This window comes from Chryseobacterium sp. sg2396 (genome assembly GCF_042610505.1).
GTDB lineage: Bacteria > Bacteroidota > Bacteroidia > Flavobacteriales > Weeksellaceae > Chryseobacterium.
In genome coordinates this window covers 135,736-147,955 of sequence record NZ_JBHGAQ010000008.1, presented here as the reverse complement: position 1 = coordinate 147,955, position 12,220 = coordinate 135,736, and the positions used below count along the sequence as shown (strand labels likewise).

The following is a 12,220-nucleotide window of genomic DNA, read 5'->3' as shown; positions in this document are numbered from 1 at the left end:
TTTATGAAATATATCAGGAAATATAAAATTGTTCCTACTGTCCAGTGTCTTTTTTCGGCCGTAAAATGAGCCTTATCGAAGGATTATTGGTAATGAAAAGCCTTAACCAGTTGAAAGCCAGACGGGCTTTGCTCCTGAAAGTAATGAGTGGGATGATATGAATAAAAAGCCAAGTAAGCCAGGCAATAAATCCTTTATAGGAAAACTTCGGAAGATCGACTACCGCATTGAATTTTGAAATAATTGCCATGCTTCCTTTGTTGTTATAAGAAAAAGGAACCAGGACTTTATCATCTTCTAGTCTCTTCAGGTTTTTCCCCAGATTCACAGCATGCTGAATGGCTACCTGCGCCAGTTGCGGATGTCCTTTTGGGAAGTTTTTATCGGTAAACTGCAAGGCTATGTCTCCCAACGCATAAATATTTTTCGTGCCCTGTACCTTATTGTAAGCGTCCACAAGAATTCTTCTTCCTTTTCCCAAACTTTCTGCCGGAATTCCAGGTACTTCGCGCCCGATAACACCGGAAGTCCAAATCAGGGTTTCGGTTTCAATACTTCTTCCGTCGGCTAAGATTACTTGTTGATCTACGTAATCTTTTACGGCTACATTTAATATGATTTTTACTCCAAGTTTCGTCAATCTTTCGTGCGCTGCTTCCTGAGCGGTCTTACTCATGGGTGAAAGCAAAGCTGGAAGGGCATCGATCAGGTAAATATTGGAAAGGCTGAGCTTAATTTCAGGATACTCTTTTTCAGCGATATAGCTGCCCATTTCGGCAATCATCCCTGCAAGCTCCACCCCCGTCGGTCCCCCGCCGGCGATGACGATATTCTGTAATTTCTGGGCTTTTTTGATGTCTTTGTTCCGGGCAGCCTCTTCCAGTGTCAGCAGCATATAATTCCGCAGGTACAATGCTTCATCGATCGTTTTCATTGACAGGGAACATTTTTTAACGTTCTCCATTCCAAAATAATTGGTTTCCGTACCCAATGCCAAAACAAGATAATCATACTGAAGAATACCGTTGTCCGTTTCAATTGAATGATGTTCATGATCCACATTCACAAGGCTTCCCATGTGGAAATTTACATTTTTATATTTTGAAATCATTTTCCGGAAAGGATAGCTGATGTTGGATGCTTCGATAAATGAGGTCGCAACCTGATAGATCAGCGGCGGAAAAAAATGGTAATTATTCTTATCGACCAATGTAATTCTGAATCGTTTGTCATTCACCAGGGATTTTATCAGGTTGATGCCGGCAAAACCTCCGCCTACAATAACGATGTGCTTTTTCATATCAAATGATTTGTGGTGGTGCTGAACAAGCTTCAAGAATAACGCCAAAGGATGATGCTGGGTGCAATTATACAAATTAATTAAGCTTCCGGATATACAAAAAAAAGAATGAGCCACCGGTTCATCCTTTTTAATTTATCTACTGAAAAATTATGGATTTCTGCTTTTTGTTTTAATTAAGATCAGGATGGCAGAAGAACAGCTAAATGCACCGAAAATATAAACCGACTGATAACTGAGCCAGCCCGCTATTAATCCTGCTACAGGGCCGGCCAATCCTAAAGACAGATCAAAAAATGCGGAGTAAGCTCCCAAAGCGGTTCCTCGCATCTGAGGAGCTATTTTCCGGATCGCTAAAACTCCCAGGGCCGGAAAAACCAGAGAAAATCCAATACCCGTAAGTGCACAGCCCACAATAGCCATCCATCCGGAAACTGAAAATCCGATACACAATTGTCCAACAATTTCAATGATAAAGGAGACCAAAGCCACTTTATATCCTCCGAATTTATCTGGATACGATGAAAAAAGAAGGCGGGTAAGAATATAAAAACCTCCGAAACAGAAGAAGCCCAGAGAGGAGTGGTTCCAGCTTTTCTCTTCGAAAAGAAGTGCAATAAAAGAAGCAATACATGCAAACCCCATGGATGAAAACGCCAACGCCAGGCCCTGATCCGAAACTTTTCCGGTTATTTTATAAAAAGGAACCCGCACGAATGACGGATCTACCGGAACGGCCGGCAATGTAACGGTAGAAATCCAACTTACGCCAGCCAGAAAAATAATCACGCTGAACGATACCATGATCCCTGCCTGCGCGTTCATCCATAAGCTTAAAGGTGCGCCCAGTGCTATGCCTGCATACATGGCAATCCCGTTCCAGGTCATTACCTTTCCTGAATGCTGAAAACCCAGGAGGCTGATTCCCCAGGTAAGAGAACCCGTGACCAGCATACTTTCGGCAATCCCATGAATAATGCGTGCAATCAAAAGCAGCCCTAATGCAAGAAAAGTAATTTTAGCAGCAGAAACTGCAAGAATATACATCATCCCGGCCGCCAGAACGATAAAAACACCGTAGCGGTTACTGGTATTGGCGCCTGAAGTATCGGTGATCTTTCCTGCATACGCTCTTGTGAGTAAAGTAGAAAGCGACTGAAGGCCGATAACGGTACCTATTATAAAATTTCCGGATTTTAAATCATTTTTAATAAATCCGGGGAGTGAACCCAGCGCAATCCCCATTGTCAAGTACATTGCAAAAACCGAAAGTACAATCGGAACAAGAACCTGTACGGTAGTTCTTTGCTTTGTGATATCTCTGTGATCTGGTGTAAAAGATTTTGTATTTTTCATTGTCAACCGTTTTTACTTATTAAAAGTTTACGGTAACAAAAGTAGTTCTGCGAAAGGAACGTAACGATAGCGAATTAACTGTTATTATTAGACAAATAATGGTTTATGTTCCTAAATTGCGAAGCAGTATTTCCTGTACTTTTTTTAAAAAATCTGCAGAAATAGGCATAATCATCATAGCCCAGCCTGTACGCAATTTGTTTAACATCAAGGTCCGTATAGTATAAAAGACGTCGGGCTTCCAGGATAATTTCCTGTTGAATCCAATAGCTCGCAGTGAATCCTGTTATTTCTTTCACCTTTTCATTGAGGTATAACGGTGTAATGTGGAGCAGAAGAGCATATGCTTTTACTTGTTTCAGTTCTTTATAATGATTTTGCACCAAGCATTTAAATTCAATGACAGTTCTGTATTTTTGCCCGTTTACCGGGTTTTTAAATTCCTGGTCCGCAATTAAATTCCTGACAAATAAACCGAGCAGACCATCTGCAAACGAATGAATGATTAAATTCCTGAAAACTTCCGTCCGATCTTTCAGCACAGCTTCAAAAACAGATACGAACTGAAATATTTCATTGTCACGGTCAACAGAAACGGACTGGTAAGAGTGAAGACCTGCATTTAATATTTCCAGATATGGCTTTGCAATCAACGCCCTTTCGATAAATACAAACCAGCCTTCGGAATTTTCAAAATTCAGATACCTGTGAACCTGTCCTTCCGCAACATAGCTGATGGAAGCTCCGGATAGAATCATTTCCGTAAAGTCCAGTTCCCACACAAAAGTTCCTTTTTTCTGAATAATAAGCATGAAATGATCGTCACGATGTATGACCTGACCTTTTTGATTATGCTTATCAATGGCAGCAATCTCAATGCCGGCAGATCCGATTTCGTCTTTATGAAGAAGTATCTCTGTTTTTGCCATATTGTATTAAATTAGGGTAAAATTAAAAATTATAGTGGTTTTAAAAATAAAGTCTGCATAATATTTGTACCCTTCACAGCACCAAATCTTAAATAACAATATAATGAAATCAGACATTTTAACGGAAAAGCATCAGCTGGGTATAGGCGGAGTAGCGATCGGTACTGCTTTTGAAGCGCTTACAGACGGACAATCTTATGAAGTTTTACAGAAGGCATGGGATCTTGGAATCCGCTATTACGATACCTCGCCGTGGTATGGCCTCACAAAAAGTGAAAGACGGTTCGGGAATTTCCTGCACGGGCAAAACCGTGATGAATTTGTACTGTCGACAAAAGTAGGGCGGCTGTTTGTAGAAGTCCCGGAAGATGAAGTTCCTCCGACAATGTGGCAGGATCCTTTACCCTTCGATTTTGAACATAATTATACCGCAGATGCCATCAAAAGATCCATCGAAGAAAGCCTGGAAAGGACAAGACTAAGCCATATCGATATTGTATATGTACATGATCTTTCCGAAGATCAGGTTGGAGACAGGTATCCGTATTTCCTGAAACAGGCCAGGGCGGGAGCTTTTAAAGTCTTATCGGAACTGCGTGATCAGGGCGTAATCAAAGCCTGGGGAATGGGAGTCAATAAAATAGAACCGATTTTAGACTGCCTTGAATCTGCTGATCCTGATATCTGTCTTTCGGCCACACAGTATTCCATTCTGGAACATGAAGAAGCTGTAGACAGGCTGTTACCCGCCGTGAAGAAAGCCGGGGTAAAGCTGGTTTCCGGAGCCGGGTATAATTCAGGATTCATTAACGGAAGGCCACGGTATAATTATAAGGACGTAATCCCTAAAGGAATGAAGGAAAAGCGGGAAAAGATCGCTGAAATTGCCAAAAGATACGGGACAACCATTACCCATGCAGCCCTTCAGTTTGTATTGGCAGCTGATGAATTTGTATCAATTATCCCCGGAGCCAGCAAGCCGGAGCAGGTGGAAGATAATGTAAAGGCCTGGAAAGAAAATATCCCTTCAGACTTCTGGAAAGAACTTAAATCCGAAGGGTTGATTTATGAAAAAGCACAGGTTCCTAACTAAACATGAAAAACATATTTTTCTAAACCTCCCGGCCGGGAGGTTTTTGTGTTTAAAGATTTAAATTTAGAGTTAAAAAAAGCTTAAATTAAACTTAAATCCTGAAAGGCCTGTCATTACTGGATTTTTGAATAATTCCGACAGTAAAAGTAAAATAAATCGTATATCCAAATAAAGCTTTTTAATTTTTTTTTAAGAAACAGTTAAATATTTTGTTATGTAATGTTATCCGTATGTTAACGGGAAGAAATATACTTCTGAATAATTTTGCCATACAATTTTGAAGTATAAAAAAAATGAAAAAAATAATTTGTGCAGTCGCATTATTATCTTTCAGCCTGGCGTTTTCGCAGGAAACCAGCTCTAAAATTTTCGGAAGGTTAAAAGGAACCACTTCGGAAATGACCATCAAAATCACCCACGTTCCGACCAACAGCAGTTTTGAAACCAAGACCAATAAAAACGGTCAGTTCAGCTTAGATAACCTGCAGCCTGGCGGGCCTTATACCATTGAAGTTACCGATGGAGCAAAAGTAGTATATTCCAGCAATAATGTACAGCTTTCACTTGGAAATAACGACCTTCCGGTGGTAGAGCTTGGCAGCAAAGAGAAAATGATTGATGAAGTAAAGCTGACTTCCAAGAGAACAACGGCCGCCAAATTCGGCGTAGGAATCAGCCAGGCACAGATTTCAGGATTGCCAAATATCAACAGAGGAATTCAGGATGTTACGAAGCTCGTTCCCCAAAGTGCCAATAACTCCTTCAACGGAACAAATTTCCGTTATAATAACGTTACCATTGACGGTTCTATTAACAATGACGCGATTGGATTCAGCCCTTCTTTAGGCGGACAGACCGGAACTTCGGGAATGCCGGGAAGCAGCACGCGTTCCAATTCCATCAGTCTGGATGCCATTCAGGACGTGCAGGTCTATATCGCTCCTTATGATGTAAAATTAGGGAATTTCCTGGGCGGAAGCATCAATGCCGTTACCCGAAGCGGAAGCAATAATGTGGAAGGATCAATGTATTTCTATGGAAGAAACGCTTCAATTACCGGTAAAAACAGGGTAGGTGACAATTCCAGGATGCCGAATTCTTTCGGAGATTATATTTATGGCGGAAGAGTAGGACTCCCTGTGATCAAAGATAAACTTTTCCTGTTCACCAATATGGAATATACGAAAAGAACGGATCCTGTTTTCTATAACGCCGGCGACCAGGGATCACTGGTAAGCGGTACCGTAGCTCAGCAGATTTCAGACTTCGTGAGAAGTAAATACGGTTTCAATGCCGGAAGTTATGACCAGTACACCAACTTCTCCGAGAGCTCCAAACTTTTCAATAAACTAGACTGGAAAATTAATGATAAACATACTCTATCCATTAAAAACAATACGGTATTCTCACATGCCTCCAACCTGGAAAGGGACGGTGCGAATTTCCGTTTCTCCAGCATGGATTTCATTCAGAAAAATACATCTTCTACCACAACCCTCGAGCTTAAAAGCCGTTTCAATGACAGATTGAATAACAATTTGGTGCTGGGTTATTCATCGATCCACGATTACAGGGATCCGACTTCCCAAAATGCCATGTTCCCGCAGGTGGAAATCGCTTACAACGGCGGAACCATTCTTCTCGGAAACGACAGGGAAGCTACGGTGTTCAATATGAGGCAGAAAACATTTGAGATTACAGATAACCTGACCTATAAAACAGGGCATCACACATTCTTATTGGGAACCCATAACGAGCTGTACAACATCAATTACGGTTTTGTAAATGCACTTAACGGAAGGATTTCATATAAGAGTTTAAATGACTTTTACAACTCAAACCCGGCCAGGATAAGAGGGACGTATTCTTTAACAGGAGCAGACCGACAGGATTTATTTGACAATCCTTACGCACAGTATAAGGTAAATCTTCTGTCAGCTTATTTTCAGGACGAAATCAACTGGGGCAGGCTGAGACTGACACCAGGCGTGAGGGTAGATTATACGGATCTTCCGAACAAGCCGGTATTAAGCCCGAAAGTAACAGGTTCTCCTGCAGATCCTTATTACGGAAGCACGTACACCTATACTCCTCTGAGCCAGCTGACCAACAATTATCTTAACAAGCCGACCATTTCCCCAAGATTGGGCTTTAATCTAGACCTGACACAGGACCGCTCATTAATTATGAGAGGAGGATCGGGGATATTCGTAGGAAGAATTCCTTTTGCATGGCTGGGATATGCTTATTATAACGACGGGGTAGGATTCGGAAGCTACGACTATAATGCACCAACTGCTGCACAGCTGGCAGCCAACGGAGATCCTCTGGTAAGCGGAAATTTTCCGAAATGGCAGAATTCCTCCAAAGTACAGGTGGATTTAATCGATAACAATTTCAAAATGCCGCGTGTATGGAGAAGCTCACTGGCTTTCGACTATACCTTATCCGGATATAAATTTACCCTGGAAGGAATTTATACTAAAGTATTGTATGATCTGAAGTTCCAGCAGGTAAACAAGACGGATAACGTAACGTATTTCAGCTATGATACGAACCACGAGATGCCGATTTACACGACCAACATCAACAGTAATTTCTCCAACGCCTATATGCTTTCCAATACGAAAGAAGGATACCGTTACAACCTGACGGCCCAGCTTTCCAAAGCATATAATTTCGGATTGAATTTCTTCGTAGCTTATACCTATGGTGATGCCAAAGACATTACGAACGGAATCAGAAACTCTATGGAAAGCAACTGGCAGATGAACCAATCGTTAACCCCGAATGATCCGAAGCTTTCGACCTCCAATTTTGCCATCAAAAACAGAATCGTAGCGAACCTGGGATATTCCGTACCGCTTTCCCAGTCGAACAGGCTTTCAGCAAATGTGTATTTCAATGCACAATCCGGAAACCCTTTCTCATGGGGATTTGTAAACAGTACGATTGCCAACAGCGGGCAGGCGGCAGGTCTGGCATATATCTTTAAAGACGCTACCGAAGCAGCCAAGTATATCGCTCCGATAAAAGATGCTTCAGGAAATATCCTGGTTACGGCAGCACAGCAGGTTGCAGATTATGAAAAATTCATCAGCGGCAACGACTACCTGAACAGCAGAAGAGGGAAGTTTACCGAGAGAAACGGCGATTTCACTCCGTGGAATATCCAGGCGGACTTCAGGATCATGGACGAAATCCGATTGAGTGAGAAATCCAAAAACAGCCTGCAGATTTCATTCAGCATCATCAACCTGACGAATTTGCTGAACAAGGACTGGGGGAAAGTCTATTTCGTACCGAATACCTTTAATTCAACAGCAAGTGTAGGCTTAACGAAAGTAGGAAACGTTGCGGCAGGGCAGCCTTCTGCAGGAGATCCGGTATACAATTTCAAAACACCGGGATTGCCCTATACGATCGATCAGTTTGCTTCAAGATTCCAGGGACAGCTTGGCATCCGATATAATTTCTAATTTTCTTTTTCAGATAAATAGACTTACTAATTCTTTCTTGGAAGCCCGGAAAATTCCGGGCTTCCTTTTATCTTCACTGCATACATACATTTCTTTCGATTGGCTGGGAATAACTTTGCATACTTCTATTGAAATTCACAGCCATCTTTATAGTGGACTTATAGTAATTCACACAAAAAAGCAAACATCTTTCCCTTTACAACTAAGTATGTAGTTATATTTATTATATTTGCTGACTTTTATAACGAAAAATAAAAAAATAATAAGATGAAAAAGTTAATCACAACGTTTTCTTTAGCCGCAGGACTTTTCCTGACTTCCAATTTTGTAAGTGCACAACAGAAAATAGGACATGTAAATTCCGACGATGTTTTCAATAACCTTCCGGAAGCCAAAACGGCGGAAGCATCTTTGGATACCTTCACCAAAACCAAACAGGGAGATATCGAAAAGATGATCACTACTTATCAGACGAAGCTTAAAGCTGCTCAGGATAAGGAAAAAACCATCAGCGAAGCCAATAAGGAAACAGTAATTAAAGAATTAACAGCTGCACAGACCGAGCTTCAGACGTTAGGAAAAGATATTGAAGCGGCAAGAACGAAAGCTGCGCAGGACATCAGCAAAAAACAGACTGAATTATTTACTCCGATCCAGCAGAAGGTAGCTTCTACAATTTCCGTAGTAGCAAAAGAAAAAGGACTGGCTTATGTATTTGACGTAGCAAGTTCGCAGGGAAGCAATATCGCTTATATGGATGGAGGTGAAGACATTACTCCGGCAGTAAAAGCAAAACTTGGAGCAACTGCTGGTAAAAAGTAATTTTCTCCCACAGATTTACAGATTTTCTTTGATATACTGGAAATTGTCAGTCTGATGAGTATATATTTTAATTAACCACAGATCTGCGCATATTTTATGAGACTGCATCATGTAATACTCAATATTTAAGAGTTTCAACATCTTGCTTGTCTATCCCGTAGGAATCTAAACGTAGTATTAGAGAATCGCCCGAAAAGATTCCTTCATAACTTTTGGTGTGAAAATTATGAGATGATTCATAATAAAAAAGCTGGAAACGGAGTCTCCAGCTTTTTTATTCAATTTCTATCTTAATCTAATCCAGGGGCCTTCTGCCTGAAATAAGGTTATACAGCACAACAATGATGGCGATTACAAGCAAGATGTGTACTAAATATCCCGTATCCATTCCAGGTACGATGCCCAACATTCCTAAAAGCCACACGACTATACAGATAACTGCAACTAACCATAATATACTTCTCATAACTAAAAATTTTAAGTGATTTGATTTATGCTATACACATACTGTGCCTTTTTTTTAAAAATTCGTTAAAACATATACCATAAAACCAAAAAATCTTAAAATTTTTCATCAGTAAAAACATTATAAAAGCCCGAACCTGAGCAGTGCTTTTTCAATTCCGTCATCATCCACATCGCCCGTCACAAAATCGGCGATTTCTTTTACTGCATCATTTGCATTTCCCATAGCAACGCCTATTTTCACAAATTTCAGCATTGAAATATCATTCCCTCCGTCGCCGAAAGCCATGGTATCGGCCGTATCGATCCCGAAATGTTTACAGAAATTTTCGATGCCCAGCTGCTTGGTAATTCCTCCCGCATTTACATCCGCAAAAAGAGGAGTCCAGCGTGAAGAAATGCTGTTGGGCATGACGGTCTGCATAAATTCTTCTTCGGCTTCCGGACGCAGAAAAATATTGGCCTGCAGCACATTCTGCAAATCAATATTTTCTTGATCGTGAACAGGAGGAACCGGAAGATTGACGTGGGCATACATCCCGACCACTTCGGGCGTAGCATCATTTATTTCCACCTTATTTTCATACATTAAAGAATAGCTTAACGGTGAACCTTCGGAATAACGGACCAGGCTTTCAATATCTGCCGGATCGATCGCATATCTTGAAATCAACTTTTTGTCCGTGGTGATACAATACGCTCCGTTGAAGGTAATAAAACCATCGAATTCCAGGTGGCTGATATGATGTAGGGAATTAACGGATCTACCGGTCGCTACAATGACTTTAATTCCTTTTTCGCGGAGCTTTTTTAAGGCATTCTGTGTTGATTCCGGAATTTTCCCGGTTTTAAAACTGATCAGGGTTCCGTCGATATCAAAAAAGACCGCTTTAATCCGGTGAGGATTATTTTCGTGTGAAATAGTCATGAATTTAATTATTTTTTTAGATGAATAAATGTACAATATTCTTGTTCCTGATTTGGCGGTCAGCGCTTAATTTCTGGTTATATTTCTGTTAAATTAAATAGATCCCGATTAAAAAGTTGAAAAAAGAAAACTGCATTATAGAAGTTTTGGTTTCACAGTATTTCGGTACCACAAAAAGCAGTTTTCCGTTGTGAAGGTACGGTTCTTGCACCATTTCCGCACATCACAAAATATTTAATTATGAAAAATCAGGAAGAAATATCCGTCTTAAATGACCTGTTGCACATTACAAACGACCGGATCGAAGGTTTCGGAAAGGTGGAAGGCAAAGTCTGGGAAAATTATCCCGATGTAAAACCCGAATATGCCAAAATGAATTCCCTTACCAAAGTTATGAAGAATGAGCTTATCGACCTTATCGCAGAAAATGGCGGTGAAGCGGAAGACACCCCTTCGGTAGCCGGCGCCCTGCACAGAACCTGGATCGACATTAAAAATTCCTTTACCCTGGGAAATAGGGAAGAGTCTACCATAGGAAACGTCATCTTCGGTGAAAAAGCAGCGATTGATGCCTACCAGAATGCCATCGACAGTGGAAAATTAAGCGAGAAAAGCTTGCCGATTGTTTCCGAACATTTGAAACACATCAAAGATTCCTATCATCAGTTCAAAGGAATCAGCGATTATAAAGACTAATACTCGTACAGTCTGTCTTTCTTTAGGAACAACTTTTCAAATAGAATTGAAAAGTTGTTTGTATTTAATCAATTCAGCTTTCCGTTCATTTCCGTTAAAATGATGGGCTTTACGTAGGTCTTTCAAATTTTATTGAAAGTTTAAAAATGGGGAAGTAGAGTAGTATAACATCCTATCAGATGATAGCATTGCAGAAAGATAGGATATAAAGCCACAAATTCAGCAGAGAATTTGTGGCTTTATATTATGTTAAATAGGATTTCTCTTAAAAATCTTCCGGGAAAATTCCGGTCGCATATTGCCAGACTTCAACGATTTCGTTTAAAGGAATGTCGTACGGTTCATAAAACGTATTGTCAGAAGCTACGGTAAGCGAAGCTTTATTCTTAGATCTCAGTCGTTTATAGGTAATCCCGTCGTTCAGCGTAATAAAAACATACGTATTTCCGGATTTCAGATCGTTAAGGCCTTCCATATATTTTCCAATAATGAACGAACCGTCCTTAAAAGGCGGCATCGAATCGCCATCAGCCGGGAAAGCTCTGAATTTTCCGTTTTTCAGGAACGGCAGCGAAATCGTTTGCAGGCTTTCAATATAATCAGGATCGCTGTAACCCCGGAGATAACCCATGGTAGCTTTCTGGGGAACTATTTCAATGCTTTCATTTCCTTGCTGATCTACAACAACCGGCAGGACGATCCGGTTATCCGGAAGTTTCAGCATATCTTTCAGGGAATGTTTTTTTAAATCCACCGAAAGCAGAAGATCGACGCTCACATTAAATATTCTTGAAATCCGGATCAGCACATCCACAGGAGGCTTGGATTTACCGTTTTCGTAAGAACTGTACCGGGAAGAGGTAATCTGTATCTGTTGAGACAATTCGCGCTGGGTTTTCCCGAGAGTGCCACGCAAGAGTCGGATATTTTCTGAAAAAACTGACATGTAAAAAAGTTAGGAAGACAAAAGTACGAATGTTTTAGGGAGACACCAACTTTAAAACCGGAAAAAGCCAGCCGCTACAAGGAATTCAGCGGATCAGTAAAAGCTCAGGGATTCGTGAATCTGATTCTGAAAATATATTCAATTTAACATAATATAAATTATAGGACTTTTATAAAAACATGGAAACAGGGGGTTAACCAGCTAAA

Annotated in this window: 10 protein-coding genes; 4 read left to right on the top strand and 6 right to left on the bottom strand. The window is 40.7% G+C overall.

From position 1 onward, the window contains the following. Nucleotides 1-34: 34 nt before the first annotated feature. The 3 genes from ACED20_RS10540 to ACED20_RS10530 all read right to left on the bottom strand — a co-directional run bounded on the left by ACED20_RS10540 (nucleotide 35) and on the right by ACED20_RS10530 (nucleotide 3,585). The gene (locus ACED20_RS10540) at nucleotides 35-1,300 is read right to left on the bottom strand and encodes an NAD(P)/FAD-dependent oxidoreductase (RefSeq protein WP_294241648.1); all 1,266 of its coding nucleotides are present in this window, start codon (nucleotides 1,298-1,300) and stop codon (nucleotides 35-37) included. 150 nt (nucleotides 1,301-1,450) lie between these two features. Continuing rightward, nucleotides 1,451-2,656 carry an MFS transporter gene (locus ACED20_RS10535; RefSeq protein ID WP_294230483.1) on the bottom strand — a complete coding sequence of 402 codons (1,206 nt, stop codon included), beginning with the start codon at nucleotides 2,654-2,656 and terminating at the stop codon, nucleotides 1,451-1,453. Nucleotides 2,657-2,730: 74 nt separating this feature from the next. Next, nucleotides 2,731-3,585 (bottom strand): helix-turn-helix domain-containing protein, encoded by an 855-nt coding sequence (locus ACED20_RS10530; RefSeq protein WP_345765693.1) that lies wholly within the window; start codon nucleotides 3,583-3,585, stop codon nucleotides 2,731-2,733. 103 nt (nucleotides 3,586-3,688) lie between these two features. Between ACED20_RS10530 and ACED20_RS10525 the strand changes: the two genes are divergently transcribed. The 3 genes from ACED20_RS10525 to ACED20_RS10515 all read left to right on the top strand — a co-directional run bounded on the left by ACED20_RS10525 (nucleotide 3,689) and on the right by ACED20_RS10515 (nucleotide 8,979). Next, entirely contained in the window at nucleotides 3,689-4,678 is a 990-nt protein-coding gene (locus ACED20_RS10525) for an aldo/keto reductase (protein ID WP_294203473.1), read from the top strand. 293 nt (nucleotides 4,679-4,971) lie between these two features. Next, nucleotides 4,972-8,157, top strand: a complete 3,186-nt coding sequence (locus ACED20_RS10520) for a TonB-dependent receptor (RefSeq protein WP_294241653.1) — start codon at nucleotides 4,972-4,974, stop codon at nucleotides 8,155-8,157. 267 nt (nucleotides 8,158-8,424) lie between these two features. Continuing rightward, nucleotides 8,425-8,979, top strand: a complete 555-nt coding sequence (locus ACED20_RS10515; protein WP_294203476.1) for an OmpH family outer membrane protein — start codon at nucleotides 8,425-8,427, stop codon at nucleotides 8,977-8,979. A 295-nt stretch (nucleotides 8,980-9,274) separates the two neighbouring features. On the opposite strand, the gene ACED20_RS10510 is transcribed toward ACED20_RS10515, so the two are convergent. Beyond that, nucleotides 9,275-9,445 carry a lmo0937 family membrane protein gene (locus ACED20_RS10510; RefSeq protein WP_123851693.1) on the bottom strand — a complete coding sequence of 57 codons (171 nt, stop codon included), beginning with the start codon at nucleotides 9,443-9,445 and terminating at the stop codon, nucleotides 9,275-9,277. Nucleotides 9,446-9,565: 120 nt separating this feature from the next. Beyond that, nucleotides 9,566-10,372, bottom strand: coding sequence for a Cof-type HAD-IIB family hydrolase (locus ACED20_RS10505; protein WP_294203484.1), 807 nt, complete (start codon nucleotides 10,370-10,372; stop codon nucleotides 9,566-9,568). Between the two features lie 240 nt (nucleotides 10,373-10,612). Between ACED20_RS10505 and ACED20_RS10500 the strand changes: the two genes are divergently transcribed. Beyond that, a complete protein-coding gene (locus ACED20_RS10500) occupies nucleotides 10,613-11,068 on the top strand; it encodes a PA2169 family four-helix-bundle protein (RefSeq protein ID WP_294230498.1) in 456 nt (151 codons plus the stop codon). Between the two features lie 265 nt (nucleotides 11,069-11,333). Here the strand turns inward: ACED20_RS10500 and ACED20_RS10495 are convergent, their stop codons facing one another. Next, entirely contained in the window at nucleotides 11,334-12,014 is a 681-nt protein-coding gene (locus ACED20_RS10495) for a LexA family transcriptional regulator (RefSeq protein ID WP_294230501.1), read from the bottom strand. Nucleotides 12,015-12,220 lie beyond the last annotated feature (206 nt).